The following is a 19,727-nucleotide window of genomic DNA, read 5'->3' as shown; positions in this document are numbered from 1 at the left end:
GGCGGGCTTTCTTGTGGACACCACGGCGGGCATGCCGTGGTGCGATCTGGATGGATTCGTGATCAGGCGGCTGGACGCGGCAACCACCAGTTCTTGCGTTCTCCGATGTGAAGCTGAATCGTCTTCGTCTCGGTGTAGTCTTCGACTGCCTGCTTGCCGAGTTCGCGTCCAACGCCGCTCGACTTGAAGCCGCCGAACGGCAGTTCGGGGTAACCGTCGAGGAAGGTGTTGACCCAAACCGTGCCCGCATCGACGCCGCGCGCAACGGTCAGGCATGTGTTGATGTCGTTGCTCCAGACGGCGGCGGAGAGTCCGTAGGCCGTGTCGTTCGCGATGTCGATCGCGTTCTGCGTGTCGGAGAAGGGGATGATCGTGAGCACGGGGCCGAAGATTTCTTCGCGGGCGATGCTCATGTCGGGCGTGACATCGCTGATGACGGTCGGCTCCAGATAGAGGCCGTTCGCGTCATAGCGTTTGCCGCCTAGGCGCAGGCGCGCGCCTGCCGCAACGCCCTTGTCGATGTTGCCGAGAATCTCGACCAACTGGTTCTCGCTGACGATCGCGCCGATCTTGCATTCAGGATGCAGAGGATCGCCAACAGGCGCTTGCCGCGCGCGCTCGACGACCGCTTGCGCAAAGCGCTCCGCAATCGATTCGTGTACGAGCACGCGGCTACCGCTGTTGCAGCATTCGCCCGCGTTGAAGTACACGCCGAACACGACGGCATCGACCATCGCGTCCCAGTCGCAATCGGGAAAGACGATCTGCGGATTCTTGCCGCCGAGTTCGAGCGCGACCTTTTTCAGCTTCTTCGATGCGAGTCCGCCGAGCAAACTGCCGACGCGCGTCGAACCGGTGAACGACAGCATATCGATGGCGTCGTGCTCCGCGAGCGGCTGTCCGACGGACGGACCTTTGCCCGTCACGACGTTGACGACGCCCGCCGGCACGCCGGCCTGTTCGAGAATCTCCATCAGCATGACGGTCGTGCTCGACGTTAGTTCGCTCGGCTTGACGACACATGTGCAACCCGCCGCGAGTGCGAACGGCAGCTTCTGCGAGAGGATCCACAGCGGAAAATTCCACGGCGTGATGAGTCCGACAACGCCGATCGGCTGGCGCAGCACGATGCCGAGCATGTCTTCGCCGAGGGTGTCGTAGGCATCGCCGCTGGTCGTGCGGGCAAGGCTTGCCGCGTATTGCCAGAGATCGATGCAGCCGGACACTTCGCCGCGTGCCTGCGCAAGCGGCTTGCCTGTTTCGAGCGATTCGAGCAGCGACATCCTGTCGACGCGTGCCTTGATGCCGTCAGCGATCGCGAGAAGAATCCGTGCGCGTTCCGCGCCTTTGAGCTTCGACCATGGACCGTGACGGAAGGCGAGGTCGGCGGCGTTGATGGCTCGCTCGACGTCTGCCGGTGTCGCTTCCGGAAACGAACTGACAACGTGTCCATGCGCAGGGCTGCGGCGCTCGAAGCGCTGCTTGTCCGTGGATTCGGTCCATGCGCCGTCGATGTACATGCGGCCGTTGAAGGCTTCGTGCGCGGGCGCCTTAGCGTTTGTCAAAAGCGCGGTTGCAGCGGGAATTGCGGTGTCGTACGTCATGTCATTGACCCTCGTATTGCGCCGGGCGCCGTTCGCGGAAACTGGCCATGCCTTCGCGGGCGTCGTGCGTCGACGCGGACAGAGCGCCCGCCATGGCTTCCAGGGTTGCGCCGGTCCCGAATCCCGAGGCGGCGTTGATGAGTTGCTTCGTCAGTTGCACGGAGACGGGTGCGAGCGTCGCGATCTTTTCAGCGATGGCGATGGCGGCCGCAACCGACTCTTTCGGCGTGGAGATTTCGTCGACCAGTCCGATGCCGTATGCGCGTTGCGCGTCGATCCGCTTCGCCGTGAGCGCAAGCGATTTCACATGGCTCGGACCAATCAGCGACACGAGCCGTTGCGTGCCGGACCATCCGGGGCAGGTCGCGATACTCGCTTCGGGCAGTGCGAACGTGGCAGCCGGGTCCGCGACGCGCACATCGGCGACCGCGGCCAGTTCGAGGCCGCCGCCGAATGCGGGGCCGTTAATCGCCGCGACGACGGGCAGACGCAGCGCTGCCCAGCGGTCGAAAATACGATGACCGCGTGAGACCCATACGCGCCACATGTCGAGCGGCGCGAGTGCCGACCACTGGTTGATGTCGGCGCCGACACAGAAGGCACGTTCACCCGCGCCTGTCAGCACGACGGCGCGCACGCTCGCATCCGATTCAAGCTGTGCCGCTCCGGCTTCGAGTTGATCGAGCATTTCCGGTGTCAGCGCGTTGAGCTTGTCCGGCCGATTGAGGGTGACGACAGCAACGGCGTTCGTCTTCTCGATCTGGATCAGTTGCTGGTCAGCCATGACGCGCCTCCTTCAGCTTCAGGCCGAACGGAGCGTCCGTGAAAATGGATGCATCCATCGTCTTCAGGGCACGGGAGACGGCCAACTCGATATCGCACTGATCGAGTACATCCTTTTGCAGGTCGATGCCGGGCGCGATCTCGATCACTTCGAGGCCTTTGTCGCTGAGTTGGATCACGCAGCGTTCCGTGACATATAGCGCTTGCTGATTACGCTCTCTTCCCATGCGTCCGCTGAAAGTCACGTGGTCCACATCGGCGATGAACTTCTTCTTGCCTTCCTTGACGATCTTCAGACGTCCTTCGCCGACTTCGATCTTTGCGCCCGCCGTGAAATAGCCGCTAAAGACCACACGCTTCGCATGCGTCGTGATGTCGATGAAGCCGCCGCATCCGGCAGTGAGATAAGGCTTGCTCGGCAGCTTCGACACGTTCACGTTGCCGAAGCGGTCTACTTGCAGGAACGACAGCAGCGAAACATCGAAGCCGCCGCCCTGGAAGTACACGAATTGCGAAGGCGAAGGCATGATGGCGTCGGCATTGCCCGAGCATCCAAAGGCGAAACCGAGCAAGGGCACTCCGCCGACAGCGCCTTGTTCGATGACCCACGTCACGTCGTCGCGGTAGCCTTCTTCGAGCAGAACGCGCGGCACGTTGGCGGAGATGCCGAAGCCCAGATTCACCGCATCGTTCTGCGCGAGTTCCAGTGCCGCCCGGCGCGCGATGACCTTGTCCGCGTGCCACTCGGCGAATGCGAATGCGCTCTCGGGCAGTTTGATTTCGCCGCTGATTTCCGGGTCGTATTCGATCTGTGTCGTCTGCTTCTGCTCGGCGTCAACGACCACGTAATCGACGAGATTGCACGGAATGTGTACCTGCTGCGTATGCAGCGAACCGGCCTTCACGACACGCTTCACTTGCGCGATGACGATGCCGCCGTTATTGCGTACGGCCAACGCCTGATCGCGTCCACCAAGCAGCGCGCCTTCATGTTCGAACGACAGGTTGCCGCGTTCATCGGCTGTCGTTGCGCGCACGATTGCAACGCGCGGCACGAAGTTTTTGTAGTGCAGCCACTCGTCGCCCGCGAACGTGACCTTTTCGACGATGGGATGTTCGGCGGCCTGCGCGTTCATCGCGCCGCCCTGGCGTTCAGGATCGACATAGGTATCGAGGCCGACCTTGGTCAACACGCCTGGACGTTTCGCCGCGACCTCGCGATGCATGTCGAACATCACGCCGCTCGGCAGGTTGTACGCGCGGATGTCGTTGTCGGTGATGAGATGCCAGATGTCGGGCATCGGCAGGCTTGATGGACCGCTCGGAAACGACCCGGCGATGACCGTATGAATCAGCCCTTTCTTCGCGATGTGATCGATGCCCTTGATGCCGTACATATCGCCAGCTGCGATCGGATGCAGCATCGTCAGATTGCGCGGATGATCTTCCGTTTCGAAGCGGGCGCCGATAGCGGCGAGCATTGCATCGGGACAACCCAGACCGCTTGACGAACTGACGGTGACGACATCGTCATCGTTGATCAGGCTCGCCGCGTGGGCCAATGAAACAACCTTGCTGGAACGCACAGTCAATCTCCTCAAGCTTTTATTCAGCGAAACGGGATGGCACCGTCACGTGGCCGCCTGCTTCGGCGGATTTCACGAGCGACAGCGCGGCGACGAGCGAGCGATAACCATCGATACCCGTCGCGGCAGGGTGCTGTCCTTCCGTAATCGAGCGATGGAATTGCGCGACGGCCGTGCAATACAGGTCGCGAGGTTCGACCTCGATGTCTCGCGTGCCTTCTGCCGAGCGCAACGTGATCTCGCCGACCGGGCGCTGCGTCATCACGTCCTTCGCGAACAGCGAACCTGCCGTGCCGTGAATTTCGAGCCCCGTCGGCGCGTAGGGCACGGTGAACGCATCGTGGAGTTGCGCGAGCACGCCGTTTTTGAAGCGCACGATCGCCATCACGCCGTCCGCGAGCCCCGCCGTCGACATCGTTCCCGACGACGTCATGGCGCTGACTTCGACGGGTTCGTCGTCGAGCAGGAAGCGCAGCGTGTCGATGTCGTGAACGGAGATGTCGAGAATCACGCCGCCGCCCGCATCGGGCCGTTCGATACGCCAGCCGCGCAGATGCGGCGGCAGCGAGACCGCGTGGAAGACGCGTACGAAGAGGGGCGTGCCGATTGCGCCGGCGCGAATGAGTTCGCGCATCTTCCGGTGCGTCGCCGCGCAACGCAGATGATGGTTCGTGCCGAGCTTCACGCCGTGGGAGGCGCACGCTTCGATCATTTGCGCCGCTTCTTCTTCCGCCAGCGCGAGGGGCTTTTCGCACAGCACGTGCTTGCCGGCTTTCGCCGCCGCGAGCACTTGCGGCAGATGTTTCTCGTTGGTGCTGCTGATGTAGACGGCCGTGATAGACGGGTCGGCGAGTACGGCGTCGAGGTCTGCCGAGTGCGAAGGTATGGCGTGCTTTTCAGCAAACTCGCGTCCGCGCTCCGCGCTGCCGCTCACCACGGTGGCGATCTCACCGTCAGGCTGCGAGCGGATGGCATTGACCATCCATTCGTCGGCGATGGTGCTGGCGCCGATCAGCGCCCAGCGGATTCTTTCATGTCTCTCTCCATTGGAACGTTCCAATTAGCGTTCGTTGGATCGTTCCAACAAACTGTAGTAGACTGATTTCACGATGTCAAACACTTTTTGGAACGTTCCAATTGTGCAAAGCAACATGAAATCTGGACCGACCATTCAGGACATTGCCGCTGCGGCTGGCGTATCGAAATCGACGGTGTCGCTCGTTTTGCAGGAGAGTCCGCGCATCAAGGCCGAAACGGCCGACAAGGTGCGCGAGGCGGCTCGCGCGCTCGGCTACGTCTACAACCGGGGGGCGGCCATCCTGCGTGGAAGGCGCAGCACGACGATCGGCATGGTGATCAACGATCTGACCAATCCGTTTTTCGTCGAATTGCTGGTGGCGATCGAGCGGGTGCTGGCTCAAGCCGGATATACGACGCTGATGGCCCACACTGCCGAAAGTCTCGAAACGCAGACGAGGGTTCTGCGATCCATGCGCGAGCAGAATGTCGCTGGCCTGATCATGTCTCCCGCACTTGGGACGCCGGATCAGTTGCCCGCCGAAATTCAGTCGTGGGGAATTCCACTTGTACTGGTCATGCGTCCCATGGGGCCCGACGTCGATACCATTGGAGTCGACAACAGCTACGGATTCGCATTAGCTACCGAGCATCTGATCGGGCAGGGACATACGCGCATCGCTTTCGCTGGCAACCGGCAGGGCTATGCAGTTGCCAACCAGCGCAGGCAGGGCTATCTGTCGGCGATGGCGACGCACTCACTGCCTGTCGAGGACCACTGGATCATCGATGTCCCTTTGACGCCGGAGGGTGGGCGCAATGCGGTCCGCGCGATCTTCGACATGACGCCGCGGCCGACGGCCGTGGTTTGCTACAACGATCAGGTCGCAATTGGCGTGCTGCACGAACTCGACAGAATGGGCAAGCGCGCGGGCAAGGCTCTGGCGGTCGTGGGTTGTGACAATGTCGTCGCGGCCGAGCATACCAATCCGCCCTTGACGACGCTGTTCGCAGGCGCGGACAAGCTCGGCACCATTGCAAGTGAGACGCTGCTGGCTCGACTGAGCGAAACCTCTGAAGACGAAAAGCCGCCAGTGCAATACTTTGCGGTGCCTGAACTCGTTGTCAGGGAATCGAGTGTCGGTGCGGGGTCATCTCGCGCCAGTGCGACGTAACAGCGGTCCGAGGCGCTTATATCGGCATGATTCGCAACGGCGATCCGAGTTGTGCCCTTAGACCATATCGATGAACGCCGCGATCGCGAATCATGACCACGCTTTCTGTATTGCCGATATTACAGCGCGGCCTGTGGTGGATTCCGGAAGCTGATTGCCATCCGGTTATACGCGTTCATCAACCCTATCGCGATCGTCAGATCCACGATTTCGCGCTCGTCGAATACCTTGCGCGCGGCCTGATATGCATCATCGGGAACGCCCGTGTCCGCGACTCGCGTCACTGTTTCTGCCCACGCCAAGGCCGCACGCTCGCGCTCATCGAATAGCATGCCGGCCTCCGCCCATGCCTGTACCAGTGCGAGCTTCTCGACCTTCTGCCCTCTTTTGAGCAGATCGCGCGTGTGCATATCCAGGCAATACGCGCAGTTATTGATTTGTGAAACTCGCAGGTAGACGAGATCGACCAGTATTGGCGAGAGGCCGCTTTGCGTGACGTACCCATACACGCCTCCAAGGGCCTTGATGCCTGCAGGTGCGATCTGGGTGTAGTCGAGACGTTTCATCTCACTCTCCATGTTTAACGGGTGTGGTCAAGGTGTGAGCGTCACTATCGACGATGAACACGGCAAGCAGCTTCGCGGGCTGTGTCTTGCTGCCATTGCGGCTGATGCGATGACGGGCGCCGGGCAGTTCATAGAAGCTCTCGCCTGCGCGATAAACGCGTGCAGGCGCATCGTTCACTTGCGACTCGATCGAGCCCGAGACGACGTAGCCGTAGATAAACGCCGATGGGGCGTGTACGTGCGGCGGAGAAGCTCCCCCCGGCGCATAGTCGACGACGACAGCGACGAGCGACTTGCCGGGGACGTTCGGTATGGCCCGGTTGAAATTCGGCGTGACTGTTTCCCCAGTGCCTTGAGCGGAAGCCGAAAAGCAGAAAAAGATGGCAATAGCGGCGCAGGCTGTGCCAATGAAGGATCGTATGTTCATAAATAGTTCGGAACACTGATATTTAAACTGGAAATGAATGATCATTCAGACCGGCTCGGTCTCGCGTTTGATCGTCGCGCGCTGCTGTGTGGACGACCGCTGCATGCAACGATGCGCGGCTTCTGCAAGCAGGAAAGCGATCGCAATCAACGCAGCCGCAACGAGGCTCAGGTACTGCCCGCCGATCGACTGCAGCACGGCACCACCAAGTACGCCGGAGCAGGCAAGCCCGATGTATGTCGCGGTATTGTTGAGGGCCAGCAGCAGCGGTGCCACGCTCGGTTTGAGGTGCACCAGCCGATGTTGTTGCGGGACGATCAGCCCCCATCCGCATATGCCCCAGATCGCGAGCGACACTGCGGCGCTGAATGCATGTGCGGATGCCCACGGCAACGCGCAAAAATTGATGACGGCAACCCAAAGCATCGCGTTGATAATGTTGCGGCTCTCGAATCGGTCCACGAGACGACCGGCCAGCAGGTTCCCGGCCGTCGCCGCCACGCCCCACAGCAGGAACATCCCGGCAAGAATCCGTTCGTCGCCGTGCGTGACACGCTGCAGCACCACGCCCGCATACGTGTAGACCATCAGGAATCCGCCGAAGGCGAACAACGAAGTGAACAAGGTGAGCGCGATCCGCACATCGCGCACGGGTGCAAGCCGTTCTCGCAACCTGACGGGTGCAGGGCGGGGAACGGATGGCAGCATCGTCCAGACGCCGATCATCGCCACCATCCCGAGCAGCGTGACGAACCAGAGGGTCGTTCTCCAACTGCCGAATCCACCGATAAACGTGCCGATCGGCGAGCCGAGCGCTGTCGCCCCGGTCAACCCCGCCGTTACGGCAGCTAACGCGCGGCCACGTTTTTCAGGCGGTGCGAGCGCCGAGGCAACGCCCAATGCAGTAGGCGAGAACAGAGCGGCGCCGAATCCCGACAGCGCGCGGCTGAACAAAACCCAATGCAAGTCCACGGCGACCGCGCTGAGCATATTGCCGGCGACGAAAATGCCGAGTGCGGAAACCAGCAAGAGCTTGCGCGGCCAGCCGCCCGCCAGAGCCGCCATGACGGGAGCCGCCACCGCGTAGGTCAATGCGTAAAAGGTGACCATCAGCCCCGCGAGGCTGACGGATGTATGCAGCGACGCAGCGACGCCGGGAAGAATACCGGCGACGACGAAGTTGTCGGTGCCCATGGCGAACATGCCCAGGGCCAGTATCAGTAGTCGACGATCCATACGAAGGTTCTTGCGATAAGCGGTTTGAGGTTCAGCCCGAAGTTGCGCGTCGCAATCTGACTGGCGCGCGATCGCGGCATCGGCCCGGCCGTTTTTTGCGCCGCAACGGTATGGGTAGAGAATAATCGCCGTTGACCGTGTCTCAAATGTCATATATACAAGCGATTCAGGACATGACGCGGGCAAGCTATGCACACGATCGGCTTCGTTGTATTCCCAAATTTCTATCTGATGGGCTTCGCGGCAGTGACCGCCTTTGAACTGGCGAACGTAGTGATCGGAGAGCCGGCATACGAAGTGACGCTCCTGTCTGAAGAGGGCGGACTCGTAGTGTCCTCGGCAGGTATTCGTGTCGAAACGCAGCCCTTCAGCGACGCCGCCTTCGACACCGTCATGTTTGGCTCTGGTGTCGAGATTGACATTGTCTCTGCTGAATTGACTGCGTTCGTCAGGCGCGCCTTGAAAACATCGAGACGCATCGCGGCACCCTGCACAGGCGCGTTTATCCTGGCCGGGGCAGGGGTGCTCGATGGCCGTCGAGCGACGACACATTGGCGCTTCGCACACGATCTGCAGCGCCGCTTTCCATCCATTGCCGTCGAAGAAGATCAGATTTTCATCGTCGACGGACCGATCTGGACGTCGGCAGGCATGACAGCCACGATCGACATGGCACTGGCGATGATCGAGAAGGATCATGGCCAGGACGTGTCACGCGCCGTCGCCCGCAAGCTTGTGGTCTATCATCGTCGCGCGGGCGGGCAATCGCAGTTCTCCACGTTGCTCGACCTCGAGCCCAAATCCGACCGGATCCAGAAGGCAATCGACTATGCGAACGCCAATCTGCGCAATGCGTTGACCGTTGAGGAATTAGCCGGTGTCGCGGGCCTGAGCCCGCGCCAGTTCAGTCGGGCTTTCACGGCTGAAACGGGGCAATCCCCTGCCAAAGCCGTTGAACATTTGCGCGTGGAAGCCGCGAGGCTATTGTTGGAGAAGGGGCGTTTATCGCTGGATGTGATCGCGGACGAAGTCGGCTTCTCGGATCGCGAGCGGATGAGGCGGGCGTTCCTGCGCACTCTTGGGCAACCGCCGCAGGCGGTCCGTCGCTTTAGCAGAGAAAGCCGTGAGCCGACTGGAAACGCACGACCATGAATCGCGCACCGGCCCGCGCGCGATACGCGCTAGTCCCAGCACCGTGAATGGCGACCCGCGCAAGTAGCCGACCATGTCTTGATTGGTCTCAGCCTTACTGCGGGAGACCAAACCGCTCTCGCTATAGGCAGGGTTGCTCGACTCAGTCGAATGTTCCTGTGCGTACCTCGCCATCGCGCAAGTAGCGGGTAATCAACACGCCGCCAGGCGTGCTGATCGAGTGCGCCAGAGTGAAGGCAGACGCTAGTGCGTTGTCGCCGAACAAGCGCTTGCCGCGCCCAAGCATGATGGGGTATATCACAAGCCGAAGCTCATCCACCAGGCCGGCTGCAAGCAGTTGGCGCAGCATGTCGCCGCTGCCGAACGTCAATAGATTGGCGCCGTCCTGACGTTTGAGCGCGCGTATCGCGTCGGCAAGGTCGCCCTTAAGCGTATGACTGTTTTGCCAGTCGAGCGCGCCGGACTGATGCGTGGCGACGTGTTTGGGTACGCTGTTGAACAGGTCGGCGATGGCGCGGCTGTGAGAACCGGCTGGTACATGTGGCCAATACGACGCGAATATGTCGTAGGTGCGACGTCCCAGTAGCAACTCGAACGGCTGCGAGAGCAGATCCTGCAAGTTCTGGCCAATGGCTTCGTCGGCATAGGGAACTATCCAGCCGCCAAGGCGGAAATCACCGCTGCGATCTTCGTCCGGCCCGCCAGGGGCTTGCACTACGCCATCCAGACTGATGAAAACGGAAACAACGAGCTTGCGCATGATGTTCTCCAGGTCGACGGACCCGATCGATCCATCTATACGACGAACGAATCGCACGTCGATCGACAATCACTCAAATCGATTTCCAAAGAAAGCGCTCTTGCACCAGCAATAAAAGGCAACGCGGCTTCGACATAGTGAATCGCCAGACGATTCACACGCATCCATGCAGTACGGCAAATAAACAACACCTCTTTGGCAGATCGCTTTGCTGCAACGAATTGACAGGCTATGCTCCCTGTTCACGAAATTGATCCAGCTGGCTCACTAATTACTGTGGATCGCTGATGAAAAAGATCGTTGTCTCCAGTGCCATTGGCGCACTCTTCGCTGCCGCGACTCCGCTGGCATTCGCTCAAAGCTCGGTCACGCTATACGGCATCGTCGATGAAGCTATCCGATATCAGACGAACGCCGGCCCGGGCGGCGACGACCAGGTCGTCATGACCTCGGGTCCGGAAACACACAGCCGGTGGGGCTTGAAAGGCAGCGAGGATCTGGGCGGCGGATGGTCCGCAGTCTTCCACCTCGAAAACGGCTTCGAAGCCTTCAATGGGACACTCCACGTTCCCGGCACATTGTTCAGTCGACAGGCTTACGTGGGCCTGTCGAACGACAAGTGGGGCGCACTGACTTTCGGCAGGCAATACGCGCCCGCTTACGACACCCTGGGCGATATCTTCGACCCGTTGACCGTTGGCAACTATTGGCAAAACAGTTGGCCCTATAACAACATCGGCAATTACCTGGAAATCAATAACGCGGTCAAGTACAAAGGCACGTTCTATAACCTGGCGATCGATGCGCTTTATGGTTTCGGCAACCAGCCAGGCGCGCTCGGTCTCGGCGCCATCTACGCCGTGGAACTGACGTACACATATGGCCCAGCCATGCTCAACGCAGGCTTCCAGCAGGTGTCGGTACCGACCTCCGCGACGGGCTCCGCGGTCGGCACCAGTGTTGGCAGTGCAATCAATGGTGGCAAGACGAACTTCCTGCACGTCAGCGGCGCCTGGCAGGTCACTCACGACGTCCGTCTGCTGGCCGGCTGGCTTCACGGCCAGGACCAGACGGGTTTGACCGACGTCAACATGCAACAAGCTGGCTCGCCGACATTGAAGGGTGCGAGCCCCAACCGCATCGACGACACCATTTATGTCGGTGCGAACTGGAAAGCCACCGCGCCACTGCTGTTCACGTTCGCCTACTACTACGGGCACGCGCGCAATGCTGAACGGCTCGACGGTTCGCTCGGTACGGGGGTGAACCAGTCGGCTACGATTCTCGCTGAATACTCTTTCTCGAGGCAGTCGGAAATCTACGCGATCACGGACTGGGCGCGCGGCACGGGCGCCTTCGCCGCCGACTATCCGGGCGGAGTCAATTCCGCCGGTGTGCCGACCAATACCATTGGCCGAACCAACCAGTTGGGCGTGGCAGTCGGTCTTCGCAAGATGTTCTAAGGACCGGCATTCGGGCTGTGCGCTCGACTCTCAGCGCTTGTCGGCGGGATCGCGCTTGGAGCCGGTTAGCATCGAGCCGATCAGATTGTCGCGTGTCCAGATGCTCATGATGATGGCCGCGAGGATGTGTACGCACACGCAGACTTCTAGTGCAATTGAAAGAACCGTGTGAAGGTCATGCGGCCAGTCTTCGCCCCAGAATGCGTCGAGGCGCATCAGCCAGCCGCTTAGCGCCAGTGCCAGAATCAGCAGCCAGAGTGCGATTGCCATCAGGCCGCCGAGCGGATTGTGCGACAGATGATGCAGCGGCTTGCCGGCGGCCAACGAGCGCACGTAGTCTTTCAGATGCGCAGGCGTCGGCCACCAGGCGGAGAATCGTGCGTAGGGCGTGCCGAGAAACCCCCACACGAAGCGACAGGCAACCAGACCGGCAGCGATATATCCAAGTACTCGATGCGCCTGGTCAGTCGGCCCGAACAGATTCCACACGACGATGCCGGCGACGGTCCAGTGTGTGAACCGCACGCCTATGTCCCAGGTTTTGACGGGCATCGCGCGCGCCAGGCGTCAGTCGATCTCGGACTTCACGACGGCAAGCGTCTTGGTGTCGTAGTAGATCTCGACCTTTTTGCCCTCTTTGTTGTGGCCGTAGATTTCGTAGCAGTTGCCGTCGACCTTGAACTTGTTGATCTTGTAGCCTTGCGCTTCGAGTTGCGCGCGCGCATCGGATTCTTTCATCCACTCGCTCTTCGGATACACCGGGCAATCGGCTTTAGCGAACGCCGTGCCGGAAACGCCCATTGCCACGCATAACGCCAGGAACTTGAACATCCGTCACCTCATGTGCTTGTTTGTCGAGCGGTTACTCTACGTCCACCCAGACTGGTTCGCAAGCTTATTGTAGGGTTTAAACGAATGCTGCTGGTATCACCCGCGTTCGAACTTTCAGATTCCCTCGACGCGGCCCGCTGCAAGTACTGGCCCGGTGGGTTGCCCGGTTGGCGATCCCCCTTGCGGTTCGAGGGACACCGCAAGCGTGGTCTGTGCGCCGAGTTGCTGAAGCTGCGCCTGCGCGACGTGCACGATCGTCGGATGCTGCGGATCGATGACGCCCAGGGAGACGGGTTTCGAGCCGGGCGGAATCATCCACATCTGCGTGGAATGGTTGGCGGCAATCGCAAAGTCGCGAGGCGGAACGACGACGATCTGTGCATGTTGCGCATCCACCGTTGCCGTCCAGGCTGCGCCCGCACCTTGCCGTTCGAGCGTCGCAACCAGATATTGCGAACCCGCGGGCGGGGCCTCGGTTTCGTGCAACAACACGGTGCGTGTCAGGACGATGGCGAGCGCGCAAGCTGCAACGACCGACGTCAATCCCGTCCAGCGCCAGAACGACAGGCTGTTCCATAGACCCGCGCGGCGCCCCGTCTGTGTCCAGCCCAACTGCTCTTGCAAACGGTCCCACACATGTGAAGGCGGCATCACCTCCGCCACGTCTTCGTTCAAAGGCATCAGGCGCGCTTGCCAACGCGCGAGCGATTCGGCCATGCCCGCTTCCTGCTGCATTGCGAGCTCGATTTCGCGGCGCTCCTCGTCGCTGAGCACGCCTAGCACGTACTCCGCGCAGCGAAGGTCTTTTTCGTCGGAAGAGGCGGGCGTATTCATCGTTCAAGACACGTCTTCAGCTGCATCAGACTGCGGCGGATCCAGCTCTTCATGGTGCCCAGCGGAACACTCATTCGCGCGGCCAGTTCGGCGTACGACAAACCCGTGAAGAATGCCTCCCTGATCGCGTTTCTCTGGATGTCGGGCAGCGCTTGCAGACACAACTCGAGCCGCTGGCGCTCCTGACTGAGTTGAGCAAGGGCGGCGGGAGTGGGTGATTCGTCGACGATCTCTTCGACTATTGTTTCGTCGAGCGAGACCGTGCGGCGGCGCCTGATGCGATCGATTGCGCGATTGCGCGCGATCGTCCCGAGCCACGTGAGAGCGCTGGATAGCTGCGGATTGAATGTGGCTGCCTGGTTCCAGGCTGTGACGTACACGTCCTGAAGCGTGTCCTCGGCTTCGGACCGGTCACGCAGTACCTTGATGCAAATGGCGAATATCTTTGGCGATGTACGACGATAGAGCGTTTCAAACGCAGCCCGGTCACGCAACGCAACAGCCGATAGCATGCGATCCAGATCGTCGCGCCCGACGGTGTCCGAAGACGTCGGCGTACGCGTCGCGTCACGCATTTCCTTCGGTTGCCTTGAGGACATGTTCCACCCGGGCTGGCTGTACACGGTACGCCTTCGTGCACGTAGTGTATCAGCGCGATGCGCATCCAGTAGCCCGTCGCCGGGCAATGGTCGCGAGGGCATCGGATCTCCTGGACGGTCGTGAACGCGGATTCAATTCCCTTTTTACGTTGCTGGACGTATCGCGGATGCAAAGTGGTAAGGCATTACCGTTTCCATCACCACTGCTTGAGCTGATGGTAGTCAGATTTGCAGGCGATGCGCGAGGAATGGAGCTTTCTTCCCGATACGCATGAAGGTCTGCTTCCACAGATGTTATTCGCGGCAAATAGCCATGCTTGCCAATAGCGATCCCTATCCCTGTGGGCGTTCGGAAATCCGAAGGCGGCGTGCTGATGATCAGCAAATCGGCACCGCCGGAAAAGCGCGGACGTCGGGTTGTACCGACGCATGGCGTGTCAATAAATCACCCCGCGTGCATCCAGCACCTTCACGCCGAAGCGCCGAGCGTTACCGTGCCGTAACGCGTGTTGGACGGGCCGCCGACGAGCAATATCCCGGCGACGGCCGAAGTGACTGACCCGTCAGCGTCCGACGGCTTCAACACAGCGGGTAACGTCAGGCATCGGCAGGGTCGTGCAAGTGCGGGTAATCCGTGTATCCCCGCGCGTCCCCACCGAAGAACGTCGTCCGGTTCGCTTCATTCATCGTTGAATTAGCCGTCAACCGTGCGACGAAATCGGGATTCGCTAACACCATCTGACCGTATGACTCCAAATCGGCCAGCCCTGAAGCCAGATCGCTTCCGACCCGTTCAAGCGGACGGCCGGGCCGGTTCAGGATGAGAGTGCGTGTCCATAGCTTGCGGATGTCGGAGAGCAGCACCTCGTTGCCCTGATGCATGATGTGGACGTAAGCCAACCCCAGCTTGTCGAGTTCGGCGACCAGGAAGCGGTACAGATCCGGGCCCTCGGCGCCTTCGTCGATGCCCCACATCGTCGTTCCGGGCGACAGTCGGATGGCCGTGCGATCCGCGCCAATTTCACTGGCGATCGCCGTGGCCACTTCGATGGCAAAGCGGGCGCGATTTTCGATCGAGCCGCCGTAGTCGTCGGTGCGCATATTTGCGCTCGGCGCGAAGAACTGCTGAACCAGATAAGCGTTCGCGCCGTGGATTTCGACGCCAACGGCGCCGGCCTCGATCGCACGGCGCGCGGCGTGACGGAAATCCTGGACGGTCTGACGGATTTCGTTCGTGCTCAGCGCGCGTGGTACGGGTATCTCCTGCATGCCCGTGGGCGTGAACATACCCGTGCCCGGCGAGATCGCGGAAGGCGCGACGCCCTGGCGATGATGCGGCGTATTGTCGGGATGCGACATGCGCCCGGCATGCATGAGCTGGATGAAGAGATGTCCGCCTTTTTCACGGACGGCCGACGTCACCTTTTTCCAGCCAGCGACATGGGCATCCGTATAAATGCCGGGCGTAGTCAGATACCCCTGTCCATCGTCCGAAGGCTGAGTTCCCTCGGTGACGATCAGCCCGATGTCTGCGCGCTGAGCGTAATAATCGGCGGCCAGTTCGCCCGGCGTTCCGTCGAACTGCGCGCGCGAACGTGTCATCGGCGCCATGACCAGGCGGTTGCGCAGCACGTGTCGACCGACGCGGACGGAATCGAACAATGAGTTCATGACGTAATCCTTGATTGGCTTGAATGAAAGACGGCTGACTGCAGGTCACTCATGCGCGACTTGCATGTCCGTTCGAGCGACGAGCGCTGCCGGCACAGCCATGAACCGGGTAGTGCACTCGTCAGGCATAGAGATCATCGCCTGCTTCACCCTCGGGATAAATATGGTAATTTGCAGAACATTGATCCATTGATGGAGCAGTAGACGTGGAACTACTCAATGACATGGCGCTGTTCGTCGAGGTCGTCAAAGCCAAAGGCTTTCGTCACGCTGCGCAGGTGCTGGACATGCCGAACTCGACGTTGTCCCGGCGCATCGCGACGCTGGAGAAGGCGATCGGATTGCGTCTTCTGCACCGGACCACACGCAGGATCGAGCTGACGGAGGCCGGGCAGCTCTATTTCGAGCGCTGCAAACGCATCGTCGATGAAGCACGCCTCGCGCACGAGCAGCTCGGCGACATGCTTGCGAACCCCAGCGGCGTGCTTCGCGCGTCGTTGCCAGTCGACTTTGCCGTGACGTACCTCGCGCCACTGATCGCCGAATTCGCCGGCCTCTACCCCGGCATCACCTTCGACTTCGACTTGACGCCACGGCAAGTCGATCTGGTCAGCGAACCCTTCGACGTAGCGATTCGCATCGGCGAGCCCGCGGATTCGCAGCTCATCGCGCGGCCATTGGCGTCGCTTCGGCCCAGGCTATACGCATCGACGGGTTATCTCGAACAGGCTGGCGAGCCGCGCAAGCCCGTCGATCTGGAACGACACGAGTGCCTGGGCATCCTGAGAGCGGGTGCGTGGACATTGAACAACGGAAGACGGAGCGTCACGGTGCCTGTGGGAGGACGGTTCACGCTCAACAGCGTCGGCATGATCCGGCGGCTGGCGACGCTCGATATGGGCATCGTGCTGCTGCCCGAAGAAATCGTCGCAGATGAACTGGCCGGCGGGAAGCTGCGCCACATCATGCCCGAATGGGACGGCATAGCCACGCCAGTCTACGCAATCACGGAAACCCGTCTGTTGCCCGCGAAAACACAGCACTTCATCGGATTTCTTCGGGAGCGGTTGGGTCGGTAAGCGGTTGAGCGAAGACTCGTTGAAACCCGTTGCCTGCGGCTGGCCATGGGTTGTCGAAAAGCGCCAGTTCTTGAGCGGACTTCAGCCGCGACGCGCCAGGTGAATCCCGGCGAGCATGCAACGCACTGAGCCACCCGCCAGTTCGATAGTCGGCACGTCGAGCGGCAACAGCTGCGCGGACCGCTCGATCAGCCTGCGCTGCCGCTGCGTGAGACAGCCGAGTGCACGCCGGGAGAGCGCAAGCACGCGGCCGTCGCGGCCTGTCAGTTCCAGCGCGTTGCCAGCGAAATGACCAAGCTGCTCATTGTCGAGCGCGATCACCGTGCGTCCCGTTTCCGCGAGACGCCGATGAATGTGCTCGCGCCGGGCCGCATCGCTAACCACGTCGAAGCCAACGAGCGCGAAGTCCGTCGCGACGCTCATCATCACGTTCGTGTGATAGACCGGTTGCCCATTGGAATCAGCCGTATCGAAACACATCGGCTCGAAGTTGAAATGCGTGCAGAAGCGTTCGAGCGCGACGGGGTCGGCGCGTCGCGAGCGCGCCGTGTACGCGATGCGCGTCACGTGATCGAGCACCATCGCGCCCGTGCCCTCCAGAAAAATGTCGTCGTGTTCGAGGCCCGAATAATCGACGACGTCCTGCACCCGATACTCCGCCTTGAGCATCTCGATCACATCCGTGCGTCGCTCGCGTCGGCGGTTGCGGCTGTACATCGGATATAGCGCGACATGGCCGCCCGGATGCGTCGAGAACCAGTTGTTGGGGAAGACGGAGTCGGGCGTGCCGTTGTCCCCGGGGTCATCGAATACATGCACGCGGACGCCCGCGTCGGACAGGCGTTGCGCGGCGGCCGTCACTTCGTCGCGCGCCGTGTCGGCCAGAGTGCGCGCATCGGAATGGTCATGCCAGACGGGCGCGCGTTGAAAGGCGTTGTCGCCGGCGGTTTCGGGATTGGGTGTGAAGCGATGCGGCCGTACCATTACGACGGCCGACGGGGCCTGTATCGACAAGCGGTTCATGTGTGCACGCAGAAGACAGTTGAGCAATGAAACGATGGTGATTCAATGCACCAGTTCGATCTCGGGTTGTTGCGGCGCAGGCGCGCTCTGGGTGCCGATCAACGCAAAGAGGTTCTTCGGATCTGCGGCGGGGGGAATCAGAGAAATCTCTGTGCCAGCGGCGTACTGCATCGCGAGCGCGTACAGATAGCGCAGTGCGGAATAGTCTTCGAGCGCGAAGCCGACGGAATCGAAGATCGTGACCTGCGATGCGCTTTCCCGGCCTGCGGCCTCGCCCTTCAGCACGCGCCATAGTTCTACGACAGGAAAGTCGGCGGGCATCTGCTGGATATCGCCTTCAATACGCGTTTGCGGTTCGTACTCGACGACCACACGGCCCATGCGCAGCACGTCGGCATGCAACTCGGTCTTGCCGGGGCAATCGCCGCCCACTGCGTTCAGATGCATGCCGGGCTGGATCATGTCCGGCATGAGAATCGTCGCGTAGGCCTTGTCGGCGGTCACGGTCGTCACGATATCGGCGCCGCGCACGGCCTCGGCCGTCGATGTTGCGCGCACGACCCGCAGCGCAGGCCAGGCGGACAGATTGCGAACGAGCTTGTCGGTTGCGTGCGAATCGACATCGAACACACGGATTTCGTCGATGCCGAGTTGCGTGTGAAAGGCGATCGCCTGGAATTCGCTTTGCGCGCCGTTGCCGATCAGCGCCATCTTTCTCGAGTCGGGACGCGCGAGCGCTTTGGCTGCGAGCACCGAGGTCGCCGCCGTGCGCAGCGCGGTGGTCAGCGTGAGTTCGGCAAGCAGCAAAGGGTAACCAGTATCGACATCGGCGAGCGCACCGAATGCCATCACCGTGTGAATGCCGCGTTGCGCGTTGACGGGATGGCCGTTGACGTACTTGAAGGCGAACAGCTTCGCATCGGCGACGGGCATCAGTTCGATCACACCATCGCGCGAATGGCACGCGACGCGCGGCGATTTGTCGAATTCCGCCCATCGAAGAAAGTCGGCACGCAAGGTGCTGACGAGTTCGTCGATAAAGCGCGGCACGCCGACGCTCGCAACGAGGCGGCTGGTGGCGGGAACGTCGAGGAAGCGGGTCATGGTTTTGTCTCCGGTGATGATCTTGCGGCCTGGATGCGCCGCCCGATAGAGACATTATTTCCGCCCGTGAAGCCAACAGAAAGATGGCAAACTTGCCAAAATTGCTTATGTTTCCGGCATTCTGATAGCTCATGCTGGCATTCTGTTCGATTGCGGATGTTGCACATGGCGCAGCAGCCGTATGCTCGAAGCCTGCTCAACGCACCAAAGGTACTGACATGATCAATCTCGACGACGTCGATCGCCAACTCATCGCCCTGTTGCGCGACGACGCTCGCGCCTCTGTCGTCACGCTGGCGAAGGAACTAAGAGTCGCGCGCGCAACGGTACAAAACCGGCTGGCCCGGCTGGAAAAGAATGGCGTGATCGTGGGCTATACGGTGCGTCTCAAGCAGGCGGCGGAGAAGCATCGGATCCGCGCGCTGATGTCGATTGCCGTGCACGGCAATCGCGCCGCTGAAGTGATCAAGGTGCTGCGCGGGCATCCGAACGTAGCGACGATTCACAGCACCAACGGGCGCTGGGATCTGATCGCCGAACTGCATGCGGACTCGCTGGAGAATTTTGATCGCGTGCTGGGGGCGATTCGCATGATTGACGGAATTGCGAATAGCGAGACCAGCATTCTGCTGTCTACTCACAAGGCCTGACGTGGAGCAAAGAGACTTCGTGTGTTTTCCGGAGCGATCGTCTCATCGGCGGATTGGGCTTCTTTTGTTCGATAACAATAAAATAAAAAAGCTTCTTTCAAATCTCGAATGGGTGGCTTGGCGGGTCAAGTGCGGGCTTCAGCCCGGCGAAGCGAACACTTGACGCG

Annotated in this window: 20 protein-coding genes; 5 read left to right on the top strand and 15 right to left on the bottom strand. The window is 60.9% G+C overall.

What is annotated here, in order from left to right; all coding sequences use genetic code 11:
- Positions 1-62: 62 nt before the first annotated feature.
- From SB822_RS41105 to SB822_RS41090, 4 genes are read right to left on the bottom strand one after another with little or no spacing between them, the layout of a single operon-like run.
- Complete coding sequence (locus tag SB822_RS41105) at positions 63-1,604, bottom strand: aldehyde dehydrogenase family protein (RefSeq protein ID WP_410857387.1); 1,542 nt, start codon at positions 1,602-1,604, stop codon at positions 63-65.
- A gap of 1 nt (position 1,605) precedes the next feature.
- The gene (locus SB822_RS41100) at positions 1,606-2,388 is read right to left on the bottom strand and encodes an enoyl-CoA hydratase/isomerase family protein (RefSeq protein WP_007584789.1); all 783 of its coding nucleotides are present in this window, start codon (positions 2,386-2,388) and stop codon (positions 1,606-1,608) included.
- Complete coding sequence (locus SB822_RS41095) at positions 2,381-3,973, bottom strand: acyl CoA:acetate/3-ketoacid CoA transferase (protein WP_410857386.1); 1,593 nt, start codon at positions 3,971-3,973, stop codon at positions 2,381-2,383. The genes SB822_RS41100 and SB822_RS41095 overlap by 8 nt, the downstream gene beginning before the upstream one ends.
- 19 nt (positions 3,974-3,992) lie before the next feature.
- Positions 3,993-5,033 carry a Gfo/Idh/MocA family protein gene (locus SB822_RS41090; RefSeq protein WP_410857385.1) on the bottom strand — a complete coding sequence of 347 codons (1,041 nt, stop codon included), beginning with the start codon at positions 5,031-5,033 and terminating at the stop codon, positions 3,993-3,995.
- 91 nt (positions 5,034-5,124) lie between these two features.
- Between SB822_RS41090 and SB822_RS41085 the strand changes: the two genes are divergently transcribed.
- Positions 5,125-6,165, top strand: coding sequence for a LacI family DNA-binding transcriptional regulator (locus SB822_RS41085; protein ID WP_410857384.1), 1,041 nt, complete (start codon positions 5,125-5,127; stop codon positions 6,163-6,165).
- A gap of 119 nt (positions 6,166-6,284) precedes the next feature.
- Here SB822_RS41085 and SB822_RS41080 read toward each other — a convergent pair whose 3' ends face one another.
- The 3 genes from SB822_RS41080 to SB822_RS41070 are packed head-to-tail and all read right to left on the bottom strand — an operon-like array spanning position 6,285 to position 8,394.
- Entirely contained in the window at positions 6,285-6,731 is a 447-nt protein-coding gene (locus tag SB822_RS41080; protein ID WP_410857383.1) for a carboxymuconolactone decarboxylase family protein, read from the bottom strand.
- A gap of 1 nt (position 6,732) precedes the next feature.
- Positions 6,733-7,158, bottom strand: a complete 426-nt coding sequence (locus SB822_RS41075; protein ID WP_410857417.1) for a cupin domain-containing protein — start codon at positions 7,156-7,158, stop codon at positions 6,733-6,735.
- 45 nt (positions 7,159-7,203) lie between these two features.
- Positions 7,204-8,394, bottom strand: a complete 1,191-nt coding sequence (locus SB822_RS41070; RefSeq protein WP_410857382.1) for an MFS transporter — start codon at positions 8,392-8,394, stop codon at positions 7,204-7,206.
- A gap of 189 nt (positions 8,395-8,583) precedes the next feature.
- Here SB822_RS41070 and SB822_RS41065 point away from each other — a divergent pair, with 189 nt between their 5' ends.
- Complete coding sequence (locus SB822_RS41065; protein WP_410857381.1) at positions 8,584-9,546, top strand: GlxA family transcriptional regulator; 963 nt, start codon at positions 8,584-8,586, stop codon at positions 9,544-9,546.
- 142 nt (positions 9,547-9,688) lie between these two features.
- On the opposite strand, the gene SB822_RS41060 is transcribed toward SB822_RS41065, so the two are convergent.
- Positions 9,689-10,306, bottom strand: a complete 618-nt coding sequence (locus SB822_RS41060; protein WP_410857380.1) for a dihydrofolate reductase family protein — start codon at positions 10,304-10,306, stop codon at positions 9,689-9,691.
- A 287-nt stretch (positions 10,307-10,593) separates the two neighbouring features.
- On the opposite strand from SB822_RS41060, the gene SB822_RS41055 reads away from it, so the two are divergent.
- Positions 10,594-11,769: a porin gene (locus SB822_RS41055; RefSeq protein WP_079491474.1), complete on the top strand. Its 1,176-nt coding sequence runs from the start codon at positions 10,594-10,596 to the stop codon at positions 11,767-11,769.
- Positions 11,770-11,799: 30 nt separating this feature from the next.
- Here the strand turns inward: SB822_RS41055 and SB822_RS41050 are convergent, their stop codons facing one another.
- From SB822_RS41050 to SB822_RS41030, 5 genes are all read right to left on the bottom strand, one after another.
- The gene (locus SB822_RS41050) at positions 11,800-12,321 is read right to left on the bottom strand and encodes a cytochrome b/b6 domain-containing protein (protein WP_079491476.1); all 522 of its coding nucleotides are present in this window, start codon (positions 12,319-12,321) and stop codon (positions 11,800-11,802) included.
- Positions 12,322-12,336: 15 nt separating this feature from the next.
- Entirely contained in the window at positions 12,337-12,600 is a 264-nt protein-coding gene (locus tag SB822_RS41045) for a PepSY domain-containing protein (protein WP_410857379.1), read from the bottom strand.
- A gap of 114 nt (positions 12,601-12,714) precedes the next feature.
- The gene (locus SB822_RS41040; RefSeq protein ID WP_410857378.1) at positions 12,715-13,434 is read right to left on the bottom strand and encodes an anti-sigma factor domain-containing protein; all 720 of its coding nucleotides are present in this window, start codon (positions 13,432-13,434) and stop codon (positions 12,715-12,717) included.
- Positions 13,431-14,033, bottom strand: a complete 603-nt coding sequence (locus SB822_RS41035) for a sigma-70 family RNA polymerase sigma factor (protein ID WP_410857377.1) — start codon at positions 14,031-14,033, stop codon at positions 13,431-13,433. Before SB822_RS41035 ends, SB822_RS41040 begins: the two co-directional genes overlap by 4 nt.
- A gap of 597 nt (positions 14,034-14,630) precedes the next feature.
- Positions 14,631-15,704 (bottom strand): alkene reductase, encoded by a 1,074-nt coding sequence (locus SB822_RS41030; RefSeq protein ID WP_410857376.1) that lies wholly within the window; start codon positions 15,702-15,704, stop codon positions 14,631-14,633.
- A 206-nt stretch (positions 15,705-15,910) separates the two neighbouring features.
- On the opposite strand from SB822_RS41030, the gene SB822_RS41025 reads away from it, so the two are divergent.
- Complete coding sequence (locus SB822_RS41025; RefSeq protein WP_007584871.1) at positions 15,911-16,783, top strand: LysR family transcriptional regulator; 873 nt, start codon at positions 15,911-15,913, stop codon at positions 16,781-16,783.
- Between the two features lie 81 nt (positions 16,784-16,864).
- Here SB822_RS41025 and ctlX read toward each other — a convergent pair whose 3' ends face one another.
- On the bottom strand, positions 16,865-17,806 hold the full coding sequence (ctlX, locus tag SB822_RS41020) for a citrulline utilization hydrolase CtlX (protein WP_410857375.1): 942 nt from the start codon (positions 17,804-17,806) through the stop codon (positions 16,865-16,867).
- Positions 17,807-17,848: 42 nt separating this feature from the next.
- A complete protein-coding gene (locus SB822_RS41015) occupies positions 17,849-18,910 on the bottom strand; it encodes an ornithine cyclodeaminase (RefSeq protein WP_410857374.1) in 1,062 nt (353 codons plus the stop codon).
- 218 nt (positions 18,911-19,128) lie between these two features.
- Here SB822_RS41015 and SB822_RS41010 point away from each other — a divergent pair, with 218 nt between their 5' ends.
- Positions 19,129-19,560, top strand: coding sequence for an Lrp/AsnC family transcriptional regulator (locus SB822_RS41010; RefSeq protein ID WP_007584877.1), 432 nt, complete (start codon positions 19,129-19,131; stop codon positions 19,558-19,560).
- Positions 19,561-19,727 lie beyond the last annotated feature (167 nt).

Origin of the sequence: Paraburkholderia sp. SIMBA_054 (assembly GCF_046534875.1) — a bacterium.
In the GTDB taxonomy this organism is placed as follows: Bacteria; Pseudomonadota; Gammaproteobacteria; order Burkholderiales; family Burkholderiaceae; genus Paraburkholderia; species Paraburkholderia hospita.
Note: the sequence above shows the minus strand (reverse complement) of the source record. Positions and strands in the feature narration are given on the sequence as shown.

Coding starts and splice junctions, on each gene's coding strand:
- SB822_RS41030 (WP_410857376.1), bottom strand. CDS start 15,704: ATGAACTCATTGTTCGATTCCGTCCGCGTCGGTCGACACGTGCTGCGC.
- SB822_RS41045 (WP_410857379.1), bottom strand. CDS start 12,600: ATGTTCAAGTTCCTGGCGTTATGCGTGGCAATGGGCGTTTCCGGCACG.
- SB822_RS41070 (WP_410857382.1), bottom strand. CDS start 8,394: ATGGATCGTCGACTACTGATACTGGCCCTGGGCATGTTCGCCATGGGC.
- ctlX (WP_410857375.1), bottom strand. CDS start 17,806: ATGAACCGCTTGTCGATACAGGCCCCGTCGGCCGTCGTAATGGTACGG.
- SB822_RS41040 (WP_410857378.1), bottom strand. CDS start 13,434: ATGAATACGCCCGCCTCTTCCGACGAAAAAGACCTTCGCTGCGCGGAG.
- SB822_RS41010 (WP_007584877.1), top strand. CDS start 19,129: ATGATCAATCTCGACGACGTCGATCGCCAACTCATCGCCCTGTTGCGC.
- SB822_RS41035 (WP_410857377.1), bottom strand. CDS start 14,033: ATGTCCTCAAGGCAACCGAAGGAAATGCGTGACGCGACGCGTACGCCG.
- SB822_RS41050 (WP_079491476.1), bottom strand. CDS start 12,321: ATGCCCGTCAAAACCTGGGACATAGGCGTGCGGTTCACACACTGGACC.
- SB822_RS41075 (WP_410857417.1), bottom strand. CDS start 7,158: ATGAACATACGATCCTTCATTGGCACAGCCTGCGCCGCTATTGCCATC.
- SB822_RS41080 (WP_410857383.1), bottom strand. CDS start 6,731: ATGAAACGTCTCGACTACACCCAGATCGCACCTGCAGGCATCAAGGCC.
- SB822_RS41065 (WP_410857381.1), top strand. CDS start 8,584: ATGCACACGATCGGCTTCGTTGTATTCCCAAATTTCTATCTGATGGGC.
- SB822_RS41015 (WP_410857374.1), bottom strand. CDS start 18,910: ATGACCCGCTTCCTCGACGTTCCCGCCACCAGCCGCCTCGTTGCGAGC.
- SB822_RS41105 (WP_410857387.1), bottom strand. CDS start 1,604: ATGACGTACGACACCGCAATTCCCGCTGCAACCGCGCTTTTGACAAAC.
- SB822_RS41100 (WP_007584789.1), bottom strand. CDS start 2,388: ATGGCTGACCAGCAACTGATCCAGATCGAGAAGACGAACGCCGTTGCT.
- SB822_RS41085 (WP_410857384.1), top strand. CDS start 5,125: ATGAAATCTGGACCGACCATTCAGGACATTGCCGCTGCGGCTGGCGTA.
- SB822_RS41055 (WP_079491474.1), top strand. CDS start 10,594: ATGAAAAAGATCGTTGTCTCCAGTGCCATTGGCGCACTCTTCGCTGCC.
- SB822_RS41060 (WP_410857380.1), bottom strand. CDS start 10,306: ATGCGCAAGCTCGTTGTTTCCGTTTTCATCAGTCTGGATGGCGTAGTG.